This is a genomic window from Hymenobacter sp. B1770 (assembly GCF_049896385.1).
GTDB lineage: Bacteria > Bacteroidota > Bacteroidia > Cytophagales > Hymenobacteraceae > Hymenobacter.
This window is the reverse complement of record NZ_JAFCUF010000006.1, coordinates 144,179-170,063: the sequence shown is the minus strand read 5'-3', so window position 1 is coordinate 170,063 and position 25,885 is coordinate 144,179. Positions and strand designations below refer to the sequence as shown.

23 protein-coding genes are annotated in these 25,885 nt (G+C 48.5%); 1 reads left to right on the top strand and 22 read right to left on the bottom strand.

What is annotated here, in order from left to right:
- Window positions 1-2: 2 nt before the first annotated feature.
- Window positions 3-1,340, top strand: a complete 1,338-nt coding sequence (locus ACP7AJ_RS13645) for a hypothetical protein (protein WP_426060764.1) — start codon at window positions 3-5, stop codon at window positions 1,338-1,340.
- An 11-nt stretch (window positions 1,341-1,351) separates the two neighbouring features.
- Here ACP7AJ_RS13645 and ACP7AJ_RS13640 read toward each other — a convergent pair whose 3' ends face one another.
- The 22 genes from ACP7AJ_RS13640 to ACP7AJ_RS13535 all read right to left on the bottom strand — a co-directional run bounded on the left by ACP7AJ_RS13640 (window position 1,352) and on the right by ACP7AJ_RS13535 (window position 25,848).
- On the bottom strand, window positions 1,352-2,422 hold the full coding sequence (locus tag ACP7AJ_RS13640) for a glycosyltransferase family 4 protein (RefSeq protein ID WP_426060763.1): 1,071 nt from the start codon (window positions 2,420-2,422) through the stop codon (window positions 1,352-1,354).
- A 94-nt stretch (window positions 2,423-2,516) separates the two neighbouring features.
- Window positions 2,517-3,716: a glycosyltransferase family 4 protein gene (locus ACP7AJ_RS13635; RefSeq protein WP_426060762.1), complete on the bottom strand. Its 1,200-nt coding sequence runs from the start codon at window positions 3,714-3,716 to the stop codon at window positions 2,517-2,519.
- The gene (locus ACP7AJ_RS13630) at window positions 3,697-4,863 is read right to left on the bottom strand and encodes an acyltransferase family protein (RefSeq protein WP_426060761.1); all 1,167 of its coding nucleotides are present in this window, start codon (window positions 4,861-4,863) and stop codon (window positions 3,697-3,699) included. The genes ACP7AJ_RS13635 and ACP7AJ_RS13630 overlap by 20 nt, the downstream gene beginning before the upstream one ends.
- Before the next feature lie 56 nt (window positions 4,864-4,919).
- Window positions 4,920-6,194 carry a glycosyltransferase gene (locus ACP7AJ_RS13625; protein ID WP_426060760.1) on the bottom strand — a complete coding sequence of 425 codons (1,275 nt, stop codon included), beginning with the start codon at window positions 6,192-6,194 and terminating at the stop codon, window positions 4,920-4,922.
- Window positions 6,191-7,408 carry a glycosyltransferase family 4 protein gene (locus ACP7AJ_RS13620; protein ID WP_426060759.1) on the bottom strand — a complete coding sequence of 406 codons (1,218 nt, stop codon included), beginning with the start codon at window positions 7,406-7,408 and terminating at the stop codon, window positions 6,191-6,193. Before ACP7AJ_RS13620 ends, ACP7AJ_RS13625 begins: the two co-directional genes overlap by 4 nt.
- The gene (locus tag ACP7AJ_RS13615; protein ID WP_426060758.1) at window positions 7,409-8,578 is read right to left on the bottom strand and encodes a glycosyltransferase family 61 protein; all 1,170 of its coding nucleotides are present in this window, start codon (window positions 8,576-8,578) and stop codon (window positions 7,409-7,411) included. It lies immediately after the preceding gene.
- Window positions 8,579-8,611: 33 nt separating this feature from the next.
- Entirely contained in the window at window positions 8,612-8,995 is a 384-nt protein-coding gene (locus ACP7AJ_RS13610) for a hypothetical protein (protein ID WP_426060757.1), read from the bottom strand.
- A gap of 50 nt (window positions 8,996-9,045) precedes the next feature.
- Window positions 9,046-10,248, bottom strand: a complete 1,203-nt coding sequence (locus ACP7AJ_RS13605) for a glycosyltransferase family 61 protein (protein WP_426060756.1) — start codon at window positions 10,246-10,248, stop codon at window positions 9,046-9,048.
- A 139-nt stretch (window positions 10,249-10,387) separates the two neighbouring features.
- A complete protein-coding gene (locus ACP7AJ_RS13600; protein WP_426060755.1) occupies window positions 10,388-11,935 on the bottom strand; it encodes a lipopolysaccharide biosynthesis protein in 1,548 nt (515 codons plus the stop codon).
- Window positions 11,936-11,963: 28 nt separating this feature from the next.
- On the bottom strand, window positions 11,964-12,944 hold the full coding sequence (locus tag ACP7AJ_RS13595) for a glycosyltransferase (RefSeq protein ID WP_426060754.1): 981 nt from the start codon (window positions 12,942-12,944) through the stop codon (window positions 11,964-11,966).
- A gap of 145 nt (window positions 12,945-13,089) precedes the next feature.
- Window positions 13,090-13,860 (bottom strand): DapH/DapD/GlmU-related protein, encoded by a 771-nt coding sequence (locus ACP7AJ_RS13590; protein WP_426060753.1) that lies wholly within the window; start codon window positions 13,858-13,860, stop codon window positions 13,090-13,092.
- Window positions 13,861-13,965: 105 nt separating this feature from the next.
- Window positions 13,966-14,751, bottom strand: a complete 786-nt coding sequence (locus tag ACP7AJ_RS13585) for an enoyl-CoA hydratase/isomerase family protein (protein WP_426060752.1) — start codon at window positions 14,749-14,751, stop codon at window positions 13,966-13,968.
- A gap of 30 nt (window positions 14,752-14,781) precedes the next feature.
- Window positions 14,782-15,894, bottom strand: coding sequence for a DegT/DnrJ/EryC1/StrS family aminotransferase (locus ACP7AJ_RS13580; protein WP_426060751.1), 1,113 nt, complete (start codon window positions 15,892-15,894; stop codon window positions 14,782-14,784).
- Between the two features lie 64 nt (window positions 15,895-15,958).
- On the bottom strand, window positions 15,959-17,014 hold the full coding sequence (locus ACP7AJ_RS13575; protein WP_426060750.1) for a glycosyltransferase family 4 protein: 1,056 nt from the start codon (window positions 17,012-17,014) through the stop codon (window positions 15,959-15,961).
- Between the two features lie 143 nt (window positions 17,015-17,157).
- Window positions 17,158-18,147 (bottom strand): NAD-dependent epimerase/dehydratase family protein, encoded by a 990-nt coding sequence (locus ACP7AJ_RS13570; RefSeq protein WP_426060749.1) that lies wholly within the window; start codon window positions 18,145-18,147, stop codon window positions 17,158-17,160.
- Window positions 18,148-18,322: 175 nt separating this feature from the next.
- Window positions 18,323-19,462 carry a glycosyltransferase family 4 protein gene (locus ACP7AJ_RS13565; RefSeq protein WP_426060936.1) on the bottom strand — a complete coding sequence of 380 codons (1,140 nt, stop codon included), beginning with the start codon at window positions 19,460-19,462 and terminating at the stop codon, window positions 18,323-18,325.
- 26 nt (window positions 19,463-19,488) lie between these two features.
- Window positions 19,489-20,349: a glycosyltransferase gene (locus ACP7AJ_RS13560; protein ID WP_426060748.1), complete on the bottom strand. Its 861-nt coding sequence runs from the start codon at window positions 20,347-20,349 to the stop codon at window positions 19,489-19,491.
- Between the two features lie 46 nt (window positions 20,350-20,395).
- Window positions 20,396-21,499: a glycosyltransferase family 4 protein gene (locus ACP7AJ_RS13555; protein WP_426060747.1), complete on the bottom strand. Its 1,104-nt coding sequence runs from the start codon at window positions 21,497-21,499 to the stop codon at window positions 20,396-20,398.
- Window positions 21,500-21,635: 136 nt separating this feature from the next.
- Window positions 21,636-22,793, bottom strand: a complete 1,158-nt coding sequence (locus ACP7AJ_RS13550) for a glycosyltransferase family 4 protein (RefSeq protein WP_426060746.1) — start codon at window positions 22,791-22,793, stop codon at window positions 21,636-21,638.
- 35 nt (window positions 22,794-22,828) lie between these two features.
- Window positions 22,829-23,437, bottom strand: coding sequence for an acyltransferase (locus tag ACP7AJ_RS13545; protein WP_426060745.1), 609 nt, complete (start codon window positions 23,435-23,437; stop codon window positions 22,829-22,831).
- Window positions 23,438-23,478: 41 nt separating this feature from the next.
- On the bottom strand, window positions 23,479-24,468 hold the full coding sequence (locus ACP7AJ_RS13540; RefSeq protein ID WP_426060744.1) for a glycosyltransferase family 2 protein: 990 nt from the start codon (window positions 24,466-24,468) through the stop codon (window positions 23,479-23,481).
- A gap of 114 nt (window positions 24,469-24,582) precedes the next feature.
- The gene (locus tag ACP7AJ_RS13535; RefSeq protein ID WP_426060743.1) at window positions 24,583-25,848 is read right to left on the bottom strand and encodes a polysaccharide ABC transporter ATP-binding protein; all 1,266 of its coding nucleotides are present in this window, start codon (window positions 25,846-25,848) and stop codon (window positions 24,583-24,585) included.
- Window positions 25,849-25,885: the final 37 nt, after the last annotated feature.

Genomic DNA, 25,885 nt, shown 5'->3' with positions numbered 1-25,885 from the left:
CAATGGAATTAAAAGACTTATTCATTACCCCTATCTATATTGCTATTGTTTATTTAGTAGCGTTTAAGCTACGCCCTAGTGTAACTAACATTTATACGAGAAAATATTTTATACCGGCGCTGACTGTTAAGGTAATTGGTGCTATCGCACTAGGCATCCTTTACCATACTCTTTACGGGGGGGATACCAATAATTACTATACGCACGCTGGGGTTATCTACCGTGCTTTTGGAGAGTCGTTTGCCGCTGGCTTTGAACTTGTAACAACTGCAGGCGACGTTACCCCTGCAATTCAAAAGTACACAGACCAAATGTGGTGGTTTGGACGTGGGAGCAACGAGTATTTTGTAATACGCGTGGCGGGAGTATTTGCTTTGCTTTCCTTCAATACTTACACAGTCATTGCTGTGCTTTTTGCCACAGCTACTTTTTCAGGTATGTGGGTCATGTATATGACTTTTGCCAAGATTCGGCCACAAGCCTATAAGGAATTGGCAATTGCTGTATTTTTTCTTCCATCAGTATTCTTTTGGGGGTCGGGGCTACTCAAAGACTCCCTATGCTTAGGAGCGTTGGGATGGTTATTTTACACTTTCTACCGTGGAGCCATTGAGCGGCGTAATGTCCTACGCTGTGCTTTGATAGGCATGTGTGCAATAGGTGTAATTTTCGCAATGAAGGTTTACATCCTTTTAGCTTTCGTACCCCCAGCGTTGTTATGGGTATTCAACGAGCATACCCGAAACATCCGTAATACAGCAGTACGTTGGTTGGTCACCCCCCTATTTTTAGGAGCAGGTGTTGTGGTTGCAGGCTACACATTTGTTCAAATTTCTGCTGCCGATGCGCGTTTCGATATAGAAAACATCGGAGCGCAAAGCAAGTTGACAGCAGATTATTTGCAGCAGGTCAGTGCAACGGAACGAGGGTCTGGCTACAATATTGGCACGCAAGATGGCACCTTAGGGGGGATGGCCAAGCTAGCACCTCAGGCACTCGTAGTTGCTTTGTTTCGCCCTTTTTTGTGGGAAGCCCGAAATCCCACAATGGCTTTGTCGGCGCTGGAAGCAACTTATTTCTTGGTGCTGACACTCCGCATACTATGGCGTGTGGGTGTTGTTAAAACATTTGCTGCAATCAGCAAAACGCCAGCACTGACTCTTTGCTTTGTTTTCAGCTTAATTTTCGCGATTTCAGTAGGAATATCTAGCGGCAATTTCGGCACCTTGGTTCGCTATAAAATTCCACTTATGCCTTTCTATCTGAGTGGCTTATATATTCTTCAAAGCCTCGTTGTGCCCGCTCCTAGAATGCGGCAAATCGCTGGCACAGTTCGGTAATACTTCTACGTCTAGGTAAACAAGCTTAAAAAATTAGGTGTGTTGGCTTGCACTGAATAACGTTGTTCAATTGTGTTGCGGGCAGCTAAACCAATTTTTTGTCGCAGATTAGAATCGGTCAAAAGGTATCTTAGACTAACTTCCCATTCGTCAGGTGTGGCGCAGACAAACCCGTTTTGACCGGGCTTTACAACTTCCGTATTCATACCAACAGGGGATACCAACGCGGGGATACCAAGTGCCATGTATTGTAATGCTTTGAACGCACATTTACCTTTCGCCCAAAGGTCATCTTCCAATGGCATCAATCCCACATGAAACCCTAACAGGTCGGCAATTTCAGTGTCTTTTTGCCAAGGCAAGAATACTAATGAGTGCAACCTCATAGCAGGGGGCTGGTTAGAGATAACTCGAAACTCGAATTCTAACCCTTCGGCCTCTAACTTGGATAATACTGGAACTACTTGGTCAAGATACTTTAGAGTGGAATGAGTACCGGTCCACCCAATAACAAGGCGGCCTGATACGGATTGGTCGCGCACCTTGTTATGTAGCCGCACAGTGTCAATTGTCGTCGGGTTCACCACACTACAAGGATTAAACTGCCGTGCATAATCAGCCAAGTAGGCATTACCACAGCTATTTTTATAGGCCCATCGGCAAATGTTATTTACTTTCTGGTTCCACTTGATACCTGCTGCAATTTTATTTGTTTCAGAGGTATTTGCAAGCCATATAGCATCATCAAAGTCGTAGACAATTTTCTTTTTGAGGATTTTAGCAATAATCCACTCAAATATCGGTGGGCCAATGGGTGCAGCTTCACGATGGACGAACACAAAGTCATAAGTTGGTACCCTAAAAAGCAATAGGAATCGCCGTGCGAACCCTTCTAAGATGCCCCACGTTTTCTTTAACGTGTGCCCAGGCTTATAGAGAATAGTCCAAGTGGCTGGCGACAAAAACGGCGCTAAATGGTACTGATAGCCGTGAGTTGTAAGTGCACCCAAGTATTGTTCGAAACGAAAGCGTTGCGAAGGAGCGCTACCAATAGGATATGGGACCAAAAATAAAATGCGCACAATCGATAGTTTTGTAATTTAATTCTCTTGCAATAAAAGCTAATTTATTAGCGTAGTTAAAACATGGGATACAAAGGTAGAGGCTGCAGAAACTTTAATCACCTTTATGAGTAAACTTTGCAATTTGATGAGCATCTGGAATGACCCTATTATAACTGTCTCTTAGCAGATTATATGTTCGTTCCGGCGAAAATTTTCTTCGTACATAAGCACGGCTTGACTCAGAAAATCTATGCCGCAAATCCTTATCGGCAGTCAGTTTCACTATGGCATTCGCCATAGCTACAACGTCTCGATTCGGTACTAGCAATCCCGATTTGTTATTTTCAAATAGCTCCGAAGGGCCGCCACAATCAGAAGCTATTAATGGTACACCATAATATAACGCGTCAAGGCATGTGAGAGAGAATGACTCTGCCTCTGAAAAATTGAGAACTATATCATGTGCTTTGATTGTCGCTTCTGTATCTGTGGAAAAATCGCTGAAATCGACTGACATAGTCATGTCTGCAGCTTGTACAGCCGCCTCTAACTCACGTCGGAATTCTTGATTTTTAACCATACCCATGTCCCCACCCACAAAATGCAAATGGATGTTCGGATTTTGTGCATGAGCGATACGAAAGGCTTCGATGGCAAAGTTTTGCCCCTTACCACGGATGTAGTTGCTCAGATAAAGCAATCGCACTGCACTAGTCTGTTCGGTTGCAACGGTATAGGCAGGCAATTTTTCTCCACTTGCAGGTAAAGGGTCATATACCGTTTGCACCCGATTGTGTCGGGATGTGAAATATGCGCGCACAGCATCTGATACGCATAGCACTTGTTGCGCGGCGTGTTCAGCCAGCCACCGCCACGGCCTACTAAAAAGCTGGGGGAGCGCTTGTGGTAGAAACCGCACATGCGTAAGCACGGGAATCTTACCTAAGCTCAACCAGCGAGCAACATATCCAGTTAAGTTATAAAAATCATTAAGATGCAAGGCGCTAGCGTGCTCTTGGCGTGCTAATTGGTGAAGACGCCAGCCGTTGAGTAGCAATAGTGGAAAGTAGCGCAATAAATCAAATGGTCGACGACTGATTTCGACAAAAGGCAATTCGTGTACGCGATAGCCATCGGCTTCCAGTACCGGCCGGCCAGTGCTGCCCGTGGGCAGCACGTAGACAAACCCATATTGCTCGCGTAACGGCCCCGTAGCATGACGAAGCGCGTTGAGCGCGCCCGTAATGGCCCGGGAATTATCAACCAGCAGAATTACCGGTAGCTTTTTAGAATTAGCGGGTGATGAAGGCAAAGCGGTTCTTTAGTTTTAAAAAAGGCTTCTCGTAAAAATTGTAGCTGACCCAGCTTACCGCCAACGCCAGCAGGAGGGCCACCACATTGTCGCCCACTACGACGCCCAAGGGCGTGCTGTTCAGACCCGAGCGATGCATGATTTGAATGGCAAACAAGAGCGCCAAGTAATGCAAGCAATACAGGCCGTACGTGTACGTGCCCCAGTAAGACAAAAAGCGAAACTGGCTCATTTTTACCACTGAGTGTTCAGCATAGTTCTGCTCCAGCAGGATAAAAGCAAAAAACACGGAGAGAAGCAGCCGGTCAAAAATCAAATACGGTGGTATTTCGACTAGCAGGTTCCGAGCCAGAATAAATAACACCCCGGCGATGTATCCGGTAACAATACCCCGCCGGGACCAACCTTTAACCATTTTTATCAGGCGGTCGTCGCGAAAGCACAGCCAAGCCGTTAACCCTCCCATAGCCATATCGCCAATTACGCTGAGCGTATGCAGACCGAGCACCAAATTACTACCAAGGTTAAATGCCCGAAAAACCATGCTTAGTAAAATCACTCCTATAAAAAGCCACCCGGCACGGCGCATTGGCACTGCGGCAACTAACAACGGCCAGACCAAGTAGAACTGCTCTTCGACGGCTACCGACCACAACACCGCCAAGCTAGGGGTTTCGCACCCATAATATATCTCATTAAAATTCGCCAAAAACAGTAGATAGTAGAGGGGTTGTGCCGGCTCCTGTATTGCACTTTGCCCAAAATGCATTTTAAGCCAGGGGTAAATAATAAACCCGAACAATACCACTGCAAAGTACAAGGGCCAGATGCGTAAAATGCGACGCATGTAGAAAGCACCAATTGCAACGCGCCCAGTTAGTTGCTTTTCAATTAAGAGTAAGTAGGTGATTAAAAAACCACTTAGGACAAAAAAGAAGTTAACCCCTAGATAGCCATCGCGGGTTATGCTATACGGTACTTGATATACCAAACTCGCTTTAACGCTTGCGTCGGGGGAATAGAATGAGTGGAACAGGAACACGGCGAAGAAAGCCAGGAAACGCAGGCCGTCCAGATTAGGAAAAAAAATCCGCGGCGGCTTAGTAGCAACCGGGCTAGGAGATATTTGAGCAGAAATAGAATTCATAATGGCGAGGCACTATAGGATTGGGGGCGCTTGTTATCTGGGGTTGGAAACTCCAACTACTTACTTGAACTTGCCACCACATTATGCAATAGCCCCATCCACTGGCTAAATATTCGTTCGCGGGTGAAATCCTGCATTCGCTGGCTTGCCAACCTCCCCAACCGCTCACGCTCGGGGGCATCAGCAAGGAGCGAGTTCAAGGTCTCTGTCCACACTTGCTGGTCGGCTGCGAGGCTGGCGGGCTGGTTCAGCATGGGCATTAACACCCCGAAATCAGCCTTTTCGGCTTTTCTAATGGCAACTGAAGGAATGCCTGCATCAGGCGCCAGCATCTCGCGGGGGCCGGTGGGGCAATCCGTCGTCACGGCCGGAACGCCGCAAATCATGGCCTCTCCCAACGCCATGGGGAAGCCCTCCCAGGCCGAAGGAAAGACAAACAGCGAAGCCGGTCGAATGTATTTAAACGGGTTCTGCTGCAGGCCGAGAAAGTAAACGTCTTGGTCGGGCGTCGGGGTAGCGCTGCTTTCCCAGGCGGCGTACACCCGCAAGCCCAAGGCCCGAGCCCGGTCCGTCAACTCCCCGCGCAACTCCCCATCCCCAACGAAGACGAGTTTTGCGGGCTGCCGCTTAAGCAGCGCGGCAAAGGCGTCAAGCAATGGGGCTTGATTTTTCTGGAGCGTCAGCCGGCCCGACGTCACCAGCACCGGCGCCGCGGCATACACCGAAGCCTCTTCCGCCGACAACGGTTCACGGCTCTTCGCCTCGATTTGCGCTACTTCGAAAAAATTATTGATGGTCAACAGCTTTTCGGGCTTGACCCCAAAACCATCCACGAGTTCGGGAATGATATCGCGGCTGACGGTAACGATACGGTCGGCCCGGTTGTAAAGCGCGGGTATCAGCACCTTTTTACGCAACCAGCCCACGACGCCTCGGATGTTGGCATCGTGCAACTTGGAACCGTGCACACAGAGTACGATTTTGCCGGGCCCTCCACTCAGGAGGTTAACGTAATCGGCTCCTTCCAAATGACTGATGACTACCTCAGGCTGCAGCTTTTCGCGCAAGCGGCGTAATTCGTTGATGCGCCGACGGAAATTCTGGAGCTTGGCCAAGGCGCCTCCCCCCCCACCTACGGCCAAGCTCACCACGGGGTTGCCGCTGGGATACAAGTCGCCGCCATCCAGGTTGAATACGGCTTCCGTAACAGCGTAATGCTTGGCCAGCTCCACGCTGTGGTCGTGAAATACCCGCTGCGCTCCTCCCAACCCTAGGTTAGGAATTAGCATCAGAATATTACGGCGTATCCTGTTGTCAGGCGTAGAACTCATATCGACTGCAAATGAACCTTTTGTGCCTGTTCAAAAAGGCTCTCATAAGCCGCCAGACAATATTTCATGCGGAATTTTTCAAAAGCCAACAAGGCCCGCCGCTGGTGCTCGGCAAGAAGGCCGGCGTTGGTTAAATAGGCGTACATGGCCTCCGTTAGCTGTACGGGATTCGTGAGTTGCCAATTTGCCTGTTCAATAATCACCCCGGCCAACCCATCGGCTGACTCCAGCATGGTGGGTACCTCCCCAATGCGACTGGCAATAACCGGCTTGCCGCACGAAAGGTATTCGGCAATGGAATTGGGAAGACTCTCGGCGTGGAAGTAACTTGGCAGCAGGCCGACATCAAACACCTCAACCCAATCAATCGGGTTGCGAGAGAACCCGGTGAAGTGCAGCCGGGGATGAGGATACCGGGCCTGTAAATCGGTGAGGTACTCGCTTTCGCCCACTAACACTAGGTGCATTTCAGGATGGGCTGCGGCAAGACTGAGAAACGAATTCACCGCATGGCCCCACCCCTTCTCTGGAATACCGCGCGCCACCATGCCAAAGACCTTGGCATCGTCGGGAATGGAAAGTGCATGGCGACTATGCTGCGGCTTTTCGTCCGAGGACTGCCCATCAAAGCCATTATAAATCTGCTGATGCAGCAGGCTATGCAATGGTCGGACGTCGGACTGGTCAAATATTTCCAGATTCTTGGCGGTAAGATAGACCACTGCGGCGGCCTGCTGCAGCGCAGCCTTTCCTTTCGGAGTAACCTCCGGTGCGTCGGCTTTATGCAAAAACAGTTCGTAACAACCGTGCATGGTGATGACCAATGGAATACCCAGTCCCTGCAGGGCTTTGGCCGCCACATAATCGGCTTTGATGGTGTGGCTGTTCACCACATCCGGCTGCAAGCGCCGAATGGTGTGGCGCAAATGCTGGATAACCAGGGATTCGCGCAGCCAGTCGGGCCGGTTCAGGCGCCGGCCTAGGCCATCGGCTTTTCGCAGCAGCAAGTCTTGGAGCGGAGAGTCCGAGCCGTAGGAAATTACGGGGACGTCTGGAGCTAACTGCCGAATTAAATTCCTATTGACCAAGTGCGCATAATGGTCATAGAGGTGCACTTTGTGGCCAGCCACGTGAAATGCCTGTGCCAGGCGAAGCGCAAAAGTCTGCGCGCCGCCCGTACGCAGGTCTTCCAACACAATTAGAATATTCATCATTTATGACGAGAAGTGAACCATCGGAAGTTCCGTCAGCCCGTAGACCTTGCCGGCTTGCTTGTTATCAAGCATTCTTACTACAGCAGATTTCACCGCCTCCGTTTCGACCGGGTAATCTTTACCATCCCGCATGTTGCCGCCGACGACCACGTGGTAGTACTTCATCCCTAGGGTGTATGCCTGCCAATAGTATTCCGGCATTAAGCGGTTCCTGGGCATGATTTCGATTACATGGCCGTGGTCATAATTCATAAAGAATTGCTGAATTAGACCAGCCCCGGTTAAGGCTACTAAGTACTCGGTATCCTGAAACAATTGCGCTTGTTGGTCAATTGTCAGGTGTTCGGCAAATACCTCCTCAAACCCGAGTTCTTTCAGCATATGCACCACCTCGTTCTCATTGGTCAGGTAGCGGCCGTACTTTTTTCGGTCGCAATTTAGGAACACTTTACGCCAAGGCTTTCGATTGGGCAGGACATACATTGCGCGCATTCTCTGCCAGGACTCTGCATCAAATGGCGCTGTTTGAAACTTGTACAGCTTATCTACTTGCACCCATTCCTTATCGCCTACAACATACCAATTAAGCTGTTGCATTTCGGCGCTAAGTTGGTACAAGTTTTGAAAATATATTTGCTCGTACATCTTTCGCGTGATGAGTACTGGCGTATCATCCGGCAATCCGCTCCGCTCTCTTTGCTGCAGGTTTATAAGGGCATCGACTAAATAATGGTAATAGTTTCGCGTAGCCGACCCATCATACCAAATGGCTTTCTCAAACCTTGTTGGGTTATTTGGGCGCGTAAGGTGCGGTAGAATAAAAGGGAATTGTCGGGCATACTTATAGATTACGGTTTGCTGAACCAGCTTCATGCCCGAGCGAGTCCCCAGCAACCGCTCGGGCTCGAGTAGCACATCGCTCACTTCCAGAACAAAGCTTTTTTGTAAGCTCCACCGCTTGCTCTCATCGCCGATGAAGCCACTGTACAGCAGGTCAACAAACCTAGCCGGAATGTTCGCAAACACTTCTCTGGAATCCTGACAAAGAAAGCGAAAACCCTCTCCATCTTCTTGGCTCTGCCAGTAATTAGCGGCCAACCAGTGTCCAATTCCAGTGCGCCAAAGAATAGAACGGGTTACTTTATTGAGGAAGGCGGGTACAGATGCCATGCTATTTATTGCAATAATTGTTAACCATCAGAATTAACCTTGCACACGTAAATAGCGACGTAAACGAACGGGCACGTATTCGCGAATCAGCTCGCGCAGGTACACCAGCCAAACAAAGATTCCTGTTATTCCAGCGGCCACTGCACCTGTTGGCAAAAACCAGAGCCAATGGTTAAGCATAGGGATTTTGTGCAGGAATACCGCCACCCCGGCCCCACTCACGCTGATTGCTGGCCCAGAAATTAGGCGAATAGTTGATTCACGAAATGAAATACAAAGTTGTTTACACAAAAGTAATGGAACGTACCACATCGACGCGAACAGGGCAGCCATGGCTCCAAGCAAAATTCCGGGCATGCCCAGCCATCGGCTTAACGGGTTGAAAAGAGTAAAATTGAGTGTAGCTTCTTCTATCATGGCCGCAAAGCTCAGCGAGCGGGCAATGCCCTAATATTCCTTTTCAATTATCAAACTGACTTTTCCATGCCTGGGCCGGCAATGGGTATCGGCCTATTGTGGTGACCTAGCGTATTGTTTTCCTGCATCATCAGCCGCATCTGTTCCGAAAATATTGCCTCATCGAGGCTATAATTCCAGTTAACATCGAGCACAGAACCCATAATGGCATCGTAATAATTCACCTTAAGTAATTCGAGGTACCAATAATAGTGCGGGTGCACCAAGCTTTCTGAAAAAATCTCCAGCACGTGCACACGGCTCAGGTCTGAAAAAATTAAGTTTGTAAAGCCAGCACCATGTAAGCCAATAAAATACTCCGTTTCGGCAAACATGGCGACCTGTTCAGCATAAGTCAAATCCTCGGCGTAAATCACCTCAAATCCATATTGCTTCACGATGGCCTCAATCGCCGCGTTGTTGGTCAGGCGGCGCTGAAATTGCGGCTTACGATTAAGAAAAATGCGGCGATGCGGGTTCTTAACCACGTGCCGGGCCATAGTTACATAACAATCCGCCCATAGCGAATAGCTAGGTGTTGCCTTATACAATTTCTTTACTTTTATCCACTCATCAGCACGCTGCACCACAATCTGCAAATCCTTAAACTCGGGCAGAGCAAGCAAGTATTTCACATAGGAATGGGTATATACCTTCTCGTTAATTAGCAGCGGAATTCTTAAATCAGTATTATCAACTTTCTGGAACAGCAGCAAGGCATTCACCGACTCATCGAAGAAGTGATATAAATTTTTACCGATAAATCCGTCAAGGTGAATCAGTGCATCATAATGTGTGTATTTACGACTGAATGCACGGTGCAGCAGGTCTTTACTTATTTCTGGGACCAGGTATTCGTGCGCATTGCTTCGGGTAGGCTTGAAAAATCGATTATTGGATAAATATGCCAAGCTATTTTTGGGCTCAACCGTAATTTCACCTTCCAGTTTAAAAATTACGTCGCTCTGCAAACTCCACCTATTTACTTCCCAAGCAAACTTTTCTATTATGCGAGCGTCCTGAATATGATTCGTCGTGTGTTTATCAAATACATGATGTTTGTCTGAATATGTAACAACGACACCGTCGTCTGGGCCAGCAATTTTCCAAGTAGTTTTGCGCAGCGCCTTCCCAAAAGCCGAATTATAAATCAACCTAACTTTAAAGCGATAGGAAATATGGCGAAGTTCCTCAATACTCGTTTTTATGTTCATTCTATTAAGAATTGTACAGCTGGGGGTTATTCTATTTATCTATTTAGCAGCATTGAGCAGACCCAATAGCCATGAACTGTAATGTTCGCATGTAACTGTGCGGGTTGCGAGGCAATTAATGCTGCTTAAACAAGCAAAATTAGAGTGGCACCAATAAGTAACGCCGAAAGCGGGCCGGCACGTATTCGCCCATCACAGTTCGCAAATACACTAGCCATACGAATATACCCATTAACCCAGCCAACACTGCTCCAATTAGCAGAAACCAAAGCCAATGCTTGAACATGGCCTGATTGTAGAGCAACTGCACTAGTAAATAGATGCCTCCACCGGCTGCGCTAATACCCAAGACTGGGCTCAACACTGGCCGTATCATTGAATCGTAAAAGGGTATATCCAAATGCCTGCGTAGCAAAAAGGGAACATACCATACTGACGTCAGCATCGAGGCAAATATAGTACCTAGCAAGATGCCTGGCATGCCTAGCCAGTGCCCTAATGAAATAGACAGCGCCAAATTTAGAATAGCTTCAATTATGGCTACGAAACTGAGCGGACGAACAATGGCCTTGGCGTTAAGAAAGAAAATACCAGTCCGTGTCACCGTCTGCTGGACCATAATGATAAGGGCTAGCACCAACACCTGCCTACCGGCAAAGAAATCCACCCCAACCCATAAATGGATAAACCATTCATCGAAAGCCAACATAAGCCAAAATGCAGCCATGCTCAACACAACAATTAGCAACATCATGCGATGAAAGTAAACACGGGCGCGTGTAGACCCTTCGTGTACCACAATTTCGGCCACCGCAGGCAAGGCATTATCCGTAATGCGGCTGAGCAGGCTCATGCCCACTTCAGGTATACGAACGGTAAGGGAGAATACAGCGACTAGGCTTAGTGACAATATTTTACCAATAACTAACCGGTCCGTGTATAAAATAACCTGAGTAGCCAGTCCCTGTAGGAACATAAAAAATCCGTAGCCCAACATGGACCGCGTTAATTCCTTGTCGTAAAACTTTACCCCGATTTTCAACTTTGGATAATACATCCGCAGCAGGACAACTTGAACAACAAATCCGGTTACCAATTGAAAGATGTTGGCGTAAACAAACGTCCACAGACCTACTCCCTGGGCAAGTAAAACAAGGGTTAAACCAATGGTTAACAGGTTAAACACAAAAAGGGGAGTTGCAATTAGAACTTGTCGGTGATGTGCAAAAAATATACCTCCCAACCCCCGTTGTACAAACTGTACTCCAACCAACAAGCTCAGGGTAATTATGATGGGCACTGCCGGCTCAGCCAAAGCAGGCCGCAGGTCGTACGCGCGCGGTAAAAAAGGCGCGAAGCTTATCCCAACAACTGCAACGAGAACCCCAAAAGCCACCCCAACGATTACACCCGTCGACATAATCTTATTCACCATCAAACGGTTTTCCTCGTCGTCACCACGGTTTAAGGCCAGATTACGAATTACTGCAGAAGAAAGGCCGAAATCAAAAAGAGCCAGGTAATTAACAATTTGAAAGAATATAATGGATAATCCATAGGCATCTTTATCTAAATACTTCACCATTAAAGGTGTACTTACAATTGACACCACCATGGAAATGATGGTAAACGCTTGCGTAGAAATAGTACCCCAAAAGGCACTCTTGGTACGAGAAATATCAGACATGAAAAAGGGTTAAACGTAAGCTTGAAATCTATCGGCGTACTAAACGCCGAAGGGTAGCGTATGTAACGCCAGACCGAGCAAGCAGCCAAAAAGCAAACATCTTAGGGCTTTTGGTCTCCCGGAATGTGTACCAGAGCATCGGCGCAGCAGCCGTTCCTTTGCTACAGTAGTAATGCTCGGCATGGTCGGCCAGCATATGCTGGGCGGCTTCTATTTCAGGACCTGAAGAAAACTGCGTCTTTTTGTATATGTGAAAAAAAGTCTCATTCAACCCCGGCTTGTTGGACTGCGTAATTGATAGGCCGTGAACCCGATAAGCAGAAACAACCATAGGTACAAACGCAAACTCACTGTGCAGGCACAACCGCAGCCACATGTCTAAATCCTCCGCCAGCAGCCTATCATCATAAGGACCAACCTGTAGCAATACACTTCGGCGAATAAGAACAGTAGCTGCAGGCAGGTAGAAGCCCCGCAATAGGGGAATACGAATATTACCCGTCGGGTAATCAGGACCGAATCGAGAATCGAAATGCTCTAGGAAGCTAGGGGCCAGCACGGCACCGGCTTTGTCAATCATTTCACAGTCGGCATACACTGCGCCACATTTGGCCCCCCGGCGCTGCATTTCAGCGACTGCCTCTGTTACCATGTGCGGCTTATAGAGGTCATCCGAGCCTATCATGGCAATGAATTCTCCCCGTGCTTCGCTCACAAGTTGATTGCACACCTGACAGAGGCCCCGATTGGAGAGATGACGAACCAGTCGGGCCGGAAACCCTGGATGAGCAGCAATCCACGATTCGATAACTTCTACTGAATTGTCAGTTGAAGCGTCATCTACAATGATTAATTCTTTATTAGCATAGCAAAGCAAATAAATACTATCTAGAGTTTCATAGATATATCGAGCGTTATTATAAGAAGCTACCCCAAGGCTTACCAGAGGCAGCGCTGAAGGAGGTTGGGTAAACGATGGTGACTTACTCGCCGTGGTCATTTCAGTCATTTCGTGCCTTGCCACTTGCTATTGGTACTCCTGTTATCAGCATGTTTGGTTGAATAATAAAAGCATACCCCAAAGCACTTGTTTAATTAACAGCACCGCTTAACGGCCAGAATGCAAATTCTTTGTTAATTTGAGAAGAGTGAAATCACTTTTGCTGCTGACTTAGCCACGCATCAAAGCCAATCCCTTGCCAAGGCATGCCTCGCTCAAAATTGTACATCCACGGATACTGAGAACCATCTTTCTCGCGGGACCCTATTTCACGAATGTCTCGTGTTACTTTAGCCGGGCTGCCTACCGCAAAGCTGTAATCCAGAACGTCACGGCTTACTACCGAGTTAGAACCAATCAAGCAATTGCTCCCAATATTCACCCCCGGCAATACCACCGAATGCACCGCGATAATTGTGTAATCGCCTACCGTGGGCCCGATGCACACATTCGAAGGCGGGCGCGAGTCGTTGGTAAAAATAGTATAAGGAAAAATAAAGACATGATTGCCCAGCCGCGAAAATTCGCAGATGTGCACGTTGCTATACAAACGGCAATAGTTGCCAAAAGTAGCATTACCCTGAATATCAACCATTGTACTAATCAGGCAGTTCGTACCAAAGTGGGCTCCTTCCCGCACTGTGATGCGGTGTCCGGTAGTAAGTCCTTCACCAAATGTGCTTCCCGCATATATTATAGCGTGAGAGCGGATAAAGGAATTTGCACCAATTTTCGTTTCTGGATTTGTATAATTAGCCTGAAAATAATAAGCTTGCTGTGGTTCGCCAATAACACAATCGTTAGCAACAATGGTATTGTCGCCAACTTCAACGTTGTCGTAAATGGTGGTGTTATCGCCAATTCGGACATTCTTACCAATCCGGACGTTGACGCCTAACTGAATATTACGGTTGTTAAATTTCATTCTTTATTCTCTTAAGTTTATCGGTTTGCCTAGTGGCGCTTCATCTGGCGGAAACATTCGGTTGGACTTATTGAATGGGTTCTTTTTACTAAAGGCGCAACAACTTTAGCGGCCATCAAAAGCAGCCGGACGTTTTTCAAGAAAAGCAGCTACTCCCTCTCGAAAATCAGCGGAATGACAACATGATTCGAAGCCTCTTGCTTCTACATTATAGCCTTCTGCATTGCCATCCTGTGCAGCTGCTACGGCTTCAATGACCTTGGCGAGAGCGATTGGAGCTCGGGCAACTATCTGCTGGAGAATCCCTAAGCTAAAAGGCAGCAACTGGTCTGCCGAAACAACATGGTTTACCAAACCAATGCGCAGGGCTTCGGCCGCAGGCACGGGATTGCCGGTTAGCATCAACTCCAACGCTTTGCCCCTGCCTACTAGCTGGGTTAGCCGTTGGGTTCCCCCATATCCGGGAATGATGCCTAGTTTCACCTCCGGGAGCCCAAGTGATGCTTTTTCACTGGCTACCCGCAAGTGGCAAGCCAATGCCAACTCGCACCCGCCACCCAATGCAAAACCATTGATAGCAGCCAGCACCGGTACCGACATCGCTTCCAACTGACGAAGAATGCGCTGCCCGCGCTGGGCAAAGCTTCGGCTTTCGCTGGCATCAAGTTGGGTGAATTCGCCAATGTCGGCTCCCGCCACAAATGCCTTTTCGCCAGCACCGGTGAGAAGAATGGCTCTGACTTGCTCCTCTTCCTGCGCCTGTTTCAGTAGCATTTCCAACTCGTTCATCGTCGCAATGCTAAGCGCATTGAGTTGCGCTATCCGATTGATGGTAAGGCACAAAATGCCATCTAAACGAAGCTCGGCAAGAATAGTTGACGTGTTGGTCATAGCCAATAATTATAGATGCTGACGTTAGCTTTATGAGGAAAAACCCGAGAACCGGCGTATCGCATCGGCCACGCTCTTTACGTGGTGCTCCTGCATGCCTGGCCACATGGGCAAGCTCAGGCAAGTGGCGGCCAGTTCTTCGGCAATTGGGAACTGCCCGGCTGGCAAGTTGAGATGGGCAAACGCTTCCTGCCGATGCGGAGGCACGGGGTAGTGAATGAGGGTGCCAATGCCTTCGGCGGCCAAATGTTGCTGGAGGGCTTCGCGATGAGCCGTGCGCACCACGTACAAATGGTAGACGTGCGTGCTGCCTTCGGCAATAACCGGAAGTATCAAGTCGCCAAGGCCAGCTAAATGCTGGTCATACAGCACCGCAACCTGCTGCCGTTGCTTGGTCCAGTCGCCCAGATGAGAGAGCTTCACCGACAGAACGGCAGCCTGCATCTCGTCGAGACGCGAGTTGTAGCCTATTACTTCGTTGAAGTATTTCTTCTGCGAGCCATAGTTGCGCAGGGAGCGTAGGCGGCGGTCTACTTCGGCATCGTTGGTGGTGATGGCGCCGGCGTCGCCAAGCGCGCCCAGATTTTTGCCCGGGTAAAAGCTGGTGCCATTGGCTTGACCGAAACTGCCCGTTACGCCGCCATCGGCAGTGGCGCCTTGTGCTTGGGCGTTGTCTTCAATCACCAACAGCTTGTGCCGGTTTGCAATGTCCATAATGGCCGTCATCTCACAGGCCTGGCCGTAGAGGTGAACGGGCATGATAGCCCGGGTGCGCGGCGTGATAGCAGCCTCAATTAAGGTGGGGTCCAAATTGAACGTGTTCGGGTTGGGCTCCACGGGTACGGGCGTTGCGCCTACGTAGGATATTGCCAGCCACGTAGCGATGTACGTATTAGAAGGCACTATTACTTCGTCGCCGGGTCCTACCTGCAAGGCCAGCAAGGCCAAATGCAACGCGTCCAGCCCATTGGCTACCCCTACACAATGGGAGGTTTGGTTATAGGCAGCATAGGCGCCTTCAAAATCAGTAACGGCTTGCCCCAGCACGTACCACTGATTGTCGTAGACATGGGCCATGGCAGTCAGCACTTCTTCGCGGATGGGCTGATGCTGGGGGGTAAATGAAAGGAATGGAATTTGCATGAGCAGTCAAGAAGTCAAAGGACAAAGATACGGCAGCAGCCTACCAAACCGGTAGCCTGAACCGTTAGCGAGCACCATGAACAGTAGAGGGCCACAGGCTACGAACTTCTAATTCTTGTTTCAGGCGCAATGCCCATTGGTCCCAGTTCAATACGGTTTCGTAGTGCCGTCGTGCGGCAATCCGCATTTGGTGATAAGCGACCTCGTCCTTGTATAAACGAAGGATGGCGGTGGCAAAATCAGTTCCTGTGGCACTCAACGGCAGCATGAGACCTGTTTTCCCTTGCTCCACGAAACTAGCGATACCGCCAACGTCCGTCGTTACGACCGGCAGACCAAAAGAATTAGCATCGGCGAAGGCAATAGCCGCGCATTCGGCACGAGAGGGCAAAATGAAAAAGTCAGCCGTACGAAATAACTCATCCAATTGAGCCAAATCCGTGGGATTGCCCATATTTAGATACGGAATGGTGATGAACCCGGGGTGCCGGTACTGAGCCGCGACTTCGGCTGGCGGGGCGCAACCTACCACGGTGAGCGTGGTAGGCAACCCCATCTTATTAAGTGCCAACATGGCCTCGTAGGCAATGTCGCCTCCTTTACGTCCCCATTCGCCGCCAAGCAAGAACAGCCTGCATATGCCTGTACGGGGTTTATTTTCTATTTCGGCAAATACAGGCGGCGAAGGATAATTAGCTCCAAATGGAATTACTACCACTTTGGCTGGGTCAGCACCGTAGTCTTCAATGGCAGACTGTGCGGCCCACTCTGAAGAGTAGCACACCAGGGCTGCCTTATCCAAAGCCCTTTTTTCGATGTGGTTCAGTTCTCGCTTGGAGGCATCGAGCAAACCCGTCAATCCTGGGTAAAAGTCTATGAGTTGAAGCAGTGTTGAGTCCTCACAGTAAACAATGGGAGTATCAGTTTCGATATAGGCAATTTCGGTGAACGATGCCGGAGCTAGCAGCAGGTCAAACTGCTGCGAACGTAAACGGCGCGCAAATCGCCACCCGTATAGCCAAGATATTGGCACGCTCCATGAATATTGATATCGTTTGCCGGTAAGAGGCATGATAAGCCGGCGATTGATATTATCACCAATCCGCAAAGGCCATGCCATGGGCATTGGCCCCAACGCCGTGACGGGACCGAGGTTACGCTCAACTGCTTGGAATATAGAGTAGTGTACTCCCGACCAGGAACGTCGGTCCATGGGGTTGGTACTGGTTAGGAACCCAATACGGGGCCGGGAGTCAATCTGCATTAGGCAACAATATGGGAATAAGCTTCCGCTAAGGGACGAGCGGCGTACCATGCCCAAGTTTGAGCTAGTCCGTCAGTGATAGTTAACCGAGGATACCACCCACTAATGCTTCGTAACTTATCGCAATTAAGAACATTCGCTGGCACGTCGAATGGACGCTCTGGTAATACTCGCACATCTACCGAGCATCCCTGTGCTTCGGCCCAAGGGGCAAGTATATCCAGCACTTGCCGATTGGTTAGGCCATGGCTGCTACCCAAGTTATAGACTTCGCCAGCCTCCCCGCTTGTCAAAGCGGCTACTATGCCAGCGGCCATATCGGATACGTGCAGGTAGTCGCGAATCGTGCCATTCTCGCCGTATAAAGCCAGTTCGCGCTGGTCTAAGATAGAAGCAATGGCTGTTGCAATGAAGCCCTGCGATGCATAAGGTCGCTGGCCTTCTCCGTATGCATTGGCAGGCCGCACGCATACGATAGGTAGCTGACGGGTTTCAAAATACATATGGGCATACTTTTCTAAAGCTAGCTTCGTAATGCCGTATGGTGAAAGTGGTAGCGTGGGGTGTGTTTCGCTTATTACTTCTTCCGTAGTGCGACCGTAAACTGTTCCACCCGATGAAATCCAGACAAACCGGCGCAGGTGTGGCATGGTGGAAGCCAAATCAAACAGCCGAACCGTTTCGGGAACGTTTACCAGAATATCATTCACGGGGTCCTGAAAGCTAGTTCCTGGACTTGTCGCATATGCCAAATCAATGACTTCATCAGAAGCCAGCATAGCCTCTCTTATTACTTCCAAATTATCCCCTACAGAGTTCCCTAAGTACCGTACCCTTTCTGGCAGACCAGTAAAGGAATCTCTTCGACCAACTACAATTACTTTGCGCCCGAGCGCTACTAGCTCAGACACAACTGCCTGGCCAATAAATCCGGCCCCACCGATGACACACGTAGTAATTGAAGTAGCAGACGAGGGGCGATGCAACATAAACCAAGTAAATCAGGAATAAGACTAACAGATAGGAGTGCAAATATGCACCAGAGGTAAATCACACAAAAATAATGTTTTATCCCACTTTTAGCTTCCCAAGATGAATCGACTTGCTCGATTTAAGCAGCAAAGCTAGTCAAATAGTTGCCCTTTCCCCTACATACATAGCATCTTAAACTGAGGCCTGCACATGCTGTAAAAAATCTCCGGCAGGGTCTGGAATCAACAAAGCTGTCGCCCGCGCGGCACCCTCTTGTCCCATCGAGGCCCAGTCAGCCCGACGAGCCCAGGCGCGGTCTAAGGCCTGACCAAGCGCTATTACCGATGCTGTATCCGCGATAAAGCCCGTCTCCCCCTCTTGAACCCAGTCCTGCACTAGCCCCACATTAGCCGTAAGCACCGGCCGGCCGCACAGTAGCGCTTCCTGTACTACCATTGGTCCCGACTCGATTCGGGACGGTAAAATCAATAAATGAGTGTTGCGCCAGATGACGGAGCTGTCGCTCACATGCCCGTGCAAGGACACGCGCCTCTGTAAGCCATACATAGAAATTAATCGTTCTAAATATGCTTGATCGGGCCCTCTGCCATATAGGTTCAAGTGCCAATGGCGGCCTTGCCATGTAGGCGTTGCCAACGTTTCAAGCAGCACATCCTGTCCCTTTCGGTCAACATCAAAGCTGCCTACTACTGATAGCTGGGGCACAGTATCAGCTAATAATTCTGGATACGGCAAAGGGTATGCTGCCGGGAGGTTAAGAGGGTTTTGTACAACCCGTGCGTTAGTTAAAGGCGCCGCCAATTGCCGACATAGAACCCGGAGTTGTTGGTTAGAAATCATTAATACCTCCTTAGCCCTACTAAATAGCGCAATCATGCGTTCGCGCTGTTTATCATCTTGGCGGACCGGGTCGTGATAATTGTGACAAATAAGCAGAAAAGGGATACTATGTAGCCAATCTGCCAACTGTTGATGAAATAGCAAATCATTCCACCCTCCCTGGCTCACTACTACAACATTGGGTGCGAAGCTCCTAAGCGCGACAATTTCAGGCAATACACCTCCGCGGGGCAATCGGCGAAACAGGTTAGCAGTTCGAAATCGCAGCGTTGGCTGGTACCGCGGCCGGAAATAAAATGACGCACCAGCTGCTTCCAGTTCCTGCAGGGGAACAGGTTTCTCATGCCACTCATGCGTAGAAATAAATACGTTGTGGCCTGCCGCCAAAGCCCTGGCTGCCGTTTGTGACCAGAGCACCTCGCTCCCACCCCATGGAGCATCGTACATTAAAGAGACGAAGGCAATACGCATTTTATTCACTTAACTATTTGGATGATTTAACCTTTGCGCAGCCACTGTTTAGCCAGCCACAGATTGTCGCGATTAAATGGCCCAAGCATAAAGCAACGTCCAAGATATCCAGCTGCTAACCAGCGGGGAAATTGACCCTGAATAAGGCGACCTGCAAACTCCTGTAATGCTTTCAGCTCCAAATGATGTGCTTCAGCAGCAGCTAATTCAACTGTTCCAAATGGCAATTGCCCACGTCGTTTTTGCTGATATTTCAGAGCATTATGCACCCACATTTCGTTCACCGACCCCCGTGAATGGTGTTCCAGCAATACACAAAATGTGACACATACACGCAGGTTATGGGAAAAAATTTCGGTACAATAATCCACGTCGTAAAAATGAAAGTCTGTGAACGTACGGTCATCAAAAGGATGCTCTTGCCACACTGACTTGCGAGAACACATCCACATACCATCCACCACAGCCACATCGGTCAGAGTAGCGCCTTCAGGATTATGCAATTCCATTTCGGTATGGCCGTCCTCGAAGACATTTAGCACGTTTTCGCGGCATAAGGATAAACCACAACCCCACCACGCGGCAGGCGCAGCCACCTGCCACATGCCACCCGTAATTCCCAACACCCCTATGGTATGGTCGGCCAGCAAGTCGGCAACTATTGCTCCCCAGCCCTGAGTATGAAACCGGATATCCTCGTGCATAAAGCAAAGAAATCCGAACTTCGCCTTACTGGCACCTAAGTTGTACGCTTCGCAAATACTGTACTGACCGTTCTTATTATCAATAGCAATAACTTCATACTGTATGCCAATTGTAGCTGCAACATTCTGGCTTACGGCAGCTAAAGCAACTGCATCTCGAGTGCAAATAATAAGAGAAATCATAAATAGATATTAAACATTTCCTTACAGATATAGGGAGGCTAACGATTCACCGTTGCGCTACCTTAGTAAGTAGCTCGTTTATTTGGTGGCCAGCCAAATCAATAGTGTGGCGGGCACGCATTTTTCGAGCAGCGTTCTCACCAAGTGTATGTCGTAGAATCGCTGAGTCCCGCAACTTTAACACAGCAGCGGCCATCAGGTCGGTTCTGAGGTACGGAACCACAAAGCCGCAGTCCTGCTCCACGAATTCCGGCATTCCACCCGAGTCGGCGAAACAAATAACTGGTTTTCCCAAGGAAGCCGCTTCCAGGCATACCAACGGGTACGGGTCTTCACGGGAGGTCAGCAGGAATACATCGGCGGCGCTCAGGTAATCGTAGGGGTTGGGTTTGGCCCCCAAAAAATGTACACGACCTTCCACGCCGGCGTGCCTCACGTCGTGCTGCACCCGCCACCCGTCCACGGAGCTAAGGTTGCCACCCGGCCAAATGAATACAGTAGGAATTCCTTGTCGTTCACCCACGTGCTGGGCCACCTGAATAAATAAATCCGGGGCTTTGCGCCAATCAATTGTACCAGCCCCGGCCACGACTAATGCATTATCGGGGATTCCCAACTCTTGCCGAACGCGGCGGCGTGCGGGCAAGAAGGCTTGGGCGTCGAGCACAGGCACGAACTCATATACGTTGCTGATTTTAGCTAACGGTATCTGGTGTTGCTGGTGCAAATTTGCCGCCACAGCTCCGGCCACCGCAATAAAGCAATCAATGCCAGTGCTCAGCTTAGTAAATGCATCTTTGCCAATAAATTCATTAATAACCACGCCTAGCTCATGCACATGGCAAACCAACGGGCATTGCAACTGCTGCTTTAACTTAATTCCAAGCGGAGCTGCCACTATTGTGTTAGCATAAATAATACCAGGAGCTACTTGCTTTAAGCGGTTCAGTACCCGGCGCTCATGGGCAGCTTGCCGCCCGGCCATCCGTTGCCAGCGGCCCTGCCAAACGCTATGCGGAGCGGGCAGCTGCCATACGTGCGTTTCGGCTATCTGCCGAAACTCGCCTTCTAACTCCCCCCCTTCACCCAGCACTATCGTGAGCTCGAAGGAGGTGTGTTGTTTCAGCCAACGCAGCAGGTGCAACAGCACGATAGGGGCACCGGTGCGGCCAGCCTGATGCGATATAAATACGATTCTTCTATTCATGCTGGAAAGCTTATCAAACCCGGACGTTCTGCCGTCCGGCGGCTACTCAGCAAGTCCGTTGCTGCTGCGCCCCGTTACTTCACGTGCGGGACTGGGCAATCATCTGCTCAATAATGGCGAACATCGCCGGGCCAATTGTTTTGATGGTGTGGTGCTCCTTGACCCGTTGCTGTGCAATCAGGCCCTGTTGCCGAATCAAGGCAGGGCTCTGAAGAAGTCGCTGGGTTTCGGCGGCCATTTGCGCCACGTCTAAATACGGGACGACTGCTCCGGCGTCGTCGCGCACAAATTCTGGCATTCCGCCCGCATCCGCGAAGCATACCGTTGGGGTGCCGGCCAGCCCCGCCTCCAGGCATACCAGCGGGAAAGGGTCTTCCCGGGAAGTGAGCAGAAACACATCGAATGCTTCGTAATAGCCCCGTAAGTCGCTCTTGCCTCCCACAAACAGGACCCTGTGGCTCAGTCCCATCAGCCGGACATCGCGCGCCATCTCCTTGTATTGATAGCTGTCGGGGCTGCCCCCCACCCAAATAAAATAGGTGTCGGGCGCTGTTTCGAGAATGGTTCGTGCCACTTGCACGAATATATCGGCGCCTTTCCGCCATACCAGCGAACCAATGGCGCCAACCACCCGGGCCGTGGCCGGAATCTGGTGCAATCGACGAATTTCTTCGGCAGTGGTATTGCCCTGCGGTTCACTTTCAATGAAGTCGTAAACCACTCCAATTCGCTCTTTGGGCGTTAAACAGAAAGATTCCATGTATTCCTTGACCGCAAAGGAACCGGGAATCAAATAGTCAATGTGTGCAGAGTCGCGAGCAAAATTATCCTTTGAAAAAAAGAAAAAAGTGTTCTCAAGCTCGTGCACATTAAATACCAATGGAACCTTTAATAAGACCTTTAACTCTACCGACAATGGCAAAGACATGGCGCTATTCCCAAAAATAGCAACCGGGTTGCTCGCGGCTATTTTCTTAAAAATCTGCTTGCGCTCATATTGTGTTATCCTATTGAGTTTCGCCAAAGCCCGTTCGCTAATAGTTTTAGGCACCTTGCCTTTGTCCAGCACATGTACCCTTGCTACTTTGGCAAACTCGGCCTCAAGCTCTCCACCCCACAGCATAACTACTACTATGTCGTGAGTGGTATTGGCTTTTATCCAATTGATGAGGTGCAATTGGGTAAAGGGGGCTCCGGTGCGGGAGGCTTCGTGTCCTACAAATAATAGGGTAGCCATGGAACTTGACTCAATGAAAGTGTAATCCCAATAATTTAAATATAATAATCAACTACGCCATGCGTATTAGACTTAACTATAGAATTTGAAGGAATAGATTTATAAATTAAATTATTCGCGCCAATTATAACATTATCGCCAATTATAACATTATTTAATATAACAGTATTGCTTCCTACCCAACAGTTATTGCCAATTTCAACCTTCCCAATACTAAATCCCTGATTTTGTACCAACACATTTTTATCTCTAAAAAGGTGATTATGGTCATAGATCTTCACTCCTTCCCCGAACAAATTATAATTCCCAATTTTCACGTATCCTAAGCAGTTGATGGAACACCCATTATTAAAAAAGTTGTTATTTCCGATATTTAATTCGCATTTGCCATCTAGAGTTAGCGTGCAAAACCTTCGGAAATTAGTTGCACTTCCTATTTTGAGTGAAGATATTTTATTTTCATATACCATTAAAATACTTGTTCCTGACGCCATCATTACTCCCTGTCCAAAATCAATTTGGCGTGGATACAGAAATTTATAATAAGCTGCCCTGTTATTTTCAATAAAATTCAAACACCATTTCACAAGCATAAACAACAAGTTTTTTAAAACTTGCTTGATTTTAATTAAATATTTTCTCATTTTTTTTCACCAATTAAAACCCCTATGAGAAAATTTAATTTTTACTTTTTAATAATTGCATGACCTGAAGCCTTATACATAATCAATGCATTTTTTAGCTTTTTCAACCATTCAGCCCTTACACCCATAAATGAGCACGCCATATAAATAAAGCTTTTTGCATTTAAGCGAATTCGGAAATTTTCTTTTAACCAATGCAAGGAATCTTTGCCATTCAATTGGTATATTAATGGTGAAAGTTCATTAATCTTAGAGTTAATAGCTAAATCAACCTCTTTCGACATCCCCCTATATTTAGAAATTAGAATAAGGTAACTGGCCCAATACCGTGGATTGGGTTTTCGCGCCATTGATGTCTGTAGCAATCTATATTTAACAAGCTTGCTCTCTGAATTCAAATATTGATAACCTGAATGTACAAGGCGCATGTTTAAGTCTAAATCATCAAAGTATAAGTTCTCATCCCATCCGTTGATACTAAGTAAAGCCTCCTTTTTAAAAAACATTGCTGGCGCAGGAAAAATATTCTTATTTATCAAGAAAGCAATTTGTCCTGGAATATCTTTGGAATAAAACTCACTAATAATTTCGCTATTGAGTCCTATAAGAGCGTTATAAGATTCATAAATGACAGAGCCATTCTCATCAATAACTTCCATATCAGAATACACTGCACACACTGAATTTTCAGACAACTCTAAAGCTTCAACCTGTACCTCAATTTTATCGAACATCATTACGTCGTCCGTTGCTATCAAACTAACGTATTTTCCTTTCGAATTATACAAGCCACTATTACAAGCAGCACATACGCCCAAATTCCTTTCATGACACACAAGTTTAACCACAATATTACTATCGGCAATCCATTGCTTGATTAAGCTTAAGCTCCCATCGGTTGAAAAATCATCTACAATAATAAATTCAATATTACTGTAAGTCTGATTCGCAATGCTTTCTAGCGTATTGAGCACATACTTAAAGTTATTGTAGTTGATGGCTACTATCGAAACTAAAGGATTTTCTCTCATACCACTATTTTTTCAGAAAAAAATAATAAAATAACTACTGACACACCTAGTATTAACGAGGGTCCCAATAAGACATTTCCTGTCAGGTGTTAATAGCAGATTGCCTTATTAATATTATAAAAAACTAATTTTGTATTTCAAATCTGGTCTTATAACACCAGGCAGAATATTGGAATTACTTCCTAAGCTCTCATTCAATACCTCAAAACCTACTACGTCATCCGCTACAAGCAGAGCATACCGCTGATTCTCTCCGAATATTAGCTTAAACTCGTAGTTGCCGGCATTCAGTGTGTGTGCTGGTAGCGTTCCCGCCACGGTATACACCCCGCGGCGGGAATCATCGTGCTGGCTAATCAGGGCCCCGTGGTGAAACACCACGACTTCGTCGGTGTTGCGCAATTCGAAGGTCACGTCCAGGTTGATGCCGGGTTTGGCGTTGAAGAAGGTTACTTCAAATCGAATACCGGACGAAACCGTTAGCAGCTCCCCTTGCAGGGCAGTAACTTCGAATTTGAGCAGGCGGATGTTGTCGTTGCCTGGGGCGGTTTCGACGGGGCCGAGGTGCTCGAAGTACGAATTCGTATCGCCCGACTGCTGGTAGAAACTGACGGCCTCCAACTGGGTGCCTTCAAAAATATTTTTGCCCTGTTGCATCACCAGGGCCCGGTTGCAGAGCTGCTTCACGGCAGCCATGTTGTGGCTCACAAACAGGACGGTGCGCCCATCGTTCACGCTCACGTTTTTCATACGCCCCAGGCATTTCTTTTGAAACTCAGCGTCGCCCACGGCCAGCACTTCGTCCACAATCAGAATTTCGGGCTCCAGGAAGGCCGCCACGGCGAAGGCAAGCCGCACATACATGCCGCTGCTGTAGCGCTTCACCGGCGTGTCGATGTAGCGTTCCACACCGGAGAAATCCACGATTTCGTCAAATTTGCTACGGATTTCGGCCTTGTTCATGCCTAGGATGGCTCCGTTGAGGAAGATGTTCTCACGGCCGGTCAGCTCCGGGTGGAAGCCCGTGCCTACTTCGAGCAGCGAGGCAATGCGGCCGCGTACCTTTATGCGGCCCATAGTGGGCGCTGTTACCTTCGATAGGATTTTGAGCAGCGTGGATTTGCCGGCCCCGTTGCGACCGATGATGCCCAGCACCTCGCCCTGCTGTACTTCAAAGTTTACGTCCTTCAACGACCATACAAAGTCGCTGCCGCCCTTGGCGGTGCGGTCGTTGGTCTCGCCGATTTTTGCAAACGGGTCTTCCTTGCCACGCAGGCGGGCCCAGGCGCGGTTAAGGTCGTGGCTCAGCGTGCCGGTCCCGATTTCGCCCAAGCGATACAGTTTGCCCAGGTCTTCCACTTTAATAGCAACGTTGCTCATACTCTCCCTCAACTAATGGTACCGGCGGCCCAATCAG

Excerpts from the sequence above, each read along its gene's own strand:
- ACP7AJ_RS13645 (WP_426060764.1), top strand. The coding sequence starts at position 3 with ATGGAATTAAAAGACTTATTCATTACCCCTATCTATATTGCTATTGTT.
- ACP7AJ_RS13630 (WP_426060761.1), bottom strand. The coding sequence starts at position 4,863 with ATGAATTCTATTTCTGCTCAAATATCTCCTAGCCCGGTTGCTACTAAG.
- ACP7AJ_RS13625 (WP_426060760.1), bottom strand. The coding sequence starts at position 6,194 with ATGAGTTCTACGCCTGACAACAGGATACGCCGTAATATTCTGATGCTA.
- ACP7AJ_RS13620 (WP_426060759.1), bottom strand. The coding sequence starts at position 7,408 with ATGATGAATATTCTAATTGTGTTGGAAGACCTGCGTACGGGCGGCGCG.
- ACP7AJ_RS13615 (WP_426060758.1), bottom strand. The coding sequence starts at position 8,578 with ATGGCATCTGTACCCGCCTTCCTCAATAAAGTAACCCGTTCTATTCTT.
- ACP7AJ_RS13610 (WP_426060757.1), bottom strand. The coding sequence starts at position 8,995 with ATGATAGAAGAAGCTACACTCAATTTTACTCTTTTCAACCCGTTAAGC.
- ACP7AJ_RS13605 (WP_426060756.1), bottom strand. The coding sequence starts at position 10,248 with ATGAACATAAAAACGAGTATTGAGGAACTTCGCCATATTTCCTATCGC.
- ACP7AJ_RS13600 (WP_426060755.1), bottom strand. The coding sequence starts at position 11,935 with ATGTCTGATATTTCTCGTACCAAGAGTGCCTTTTGGGGTACTATTTCT.
- ACP7AJ_RS13595 (WP_426060754.1), bottom strand. The coding sequence starts at position 12,944 with ATGACTGAAATGACCACGGCGAGTAAGTCACCATCGTTTACCCAACCT.
- ACP7AJ_RS13590 (WP_426060753.1), bottom strand. The coding sequence starts at position 13,860 with ATGAAATTTAACAACCGTAATATTCAGTTAGGCGTCAACGTCCGGATT.
- ACP7AJ_RS13585 (WP_426060752.1), bottom strand. The coding sequence starts at position 14,751 with ATGACCAACACGTCAACTATTCTTGCCGAGCTTCGTTTAGATGGCATT.
- ACP7AJ_RS13580 (WP_426060751.1), bottom strand. The coding sequence starts at position 15,894 with ATGCAAATTCCATTCCTTTCATTTACCCCCCAGCATCAGCCCATCCGC.
- ACP7AJ_RS13575 (WP_426060750.1), bottom strand. The coding sequence starts at position 17,014 with ATGGCATGGCCTTTGCGGATTGGTGATAATATCAATCGCCGGCTTATC.
- ACP7AJ_RS13570 (WP_426060749.1), bottom strand. The coding sequence starts at position 18,147 with ATGTTGCATCGCCCCTCGTCTGCTACTTCAATTACTACGTGTGTCATC.
- ACP7AJ_RS13565 (WP_426060936.1), bottom strand. The coding sequence starts at position 19,462 with ATGCGTATTGCCTTCGTCTCTTTAATGTACGATGCTCCATGGGGTGGG.
- ACP7AJ_RS13560 (WP_426060748.1), bottom strand. The coding sequence starts at position 20,349 with ATGATTTCTCTTATTATTTGCACTCGAGATGCAGTTGCTTTAGCTGCC.
- ACP7AJ_RS13550 (WP_426060746.1), bottom strand. The coding sequence starts at position 22,793 with ATGGCTACCCTATTATTTGTAGGACACGAAGCCTCCCGCACCGGAGCC.
- ACP7AJ_RS13545 (WP_426060745.1), bottom strand. The coding sequence starts at position 23,437 with ATGAGAAAATATTTAATTAAAATCAAGCAAGTTTTAAAAAACTTGTTG.
- ACP7AJ_RS13540 (WP_426060744.1), bottom strand. The coding sequence starts at position 24,468 with ATGAGAGAAAATCCTTTAGTTTCGATAGTAGCCATCAACTACAATAAC.
- ACP7AJ_RS13535 (WP_426060743.1), bottom strand. The coding sequence starts at position 25,848 with ATGAGCAACGTTGCTATTAAAGTGGAAGACCTGGGCAAACTGTATCGC.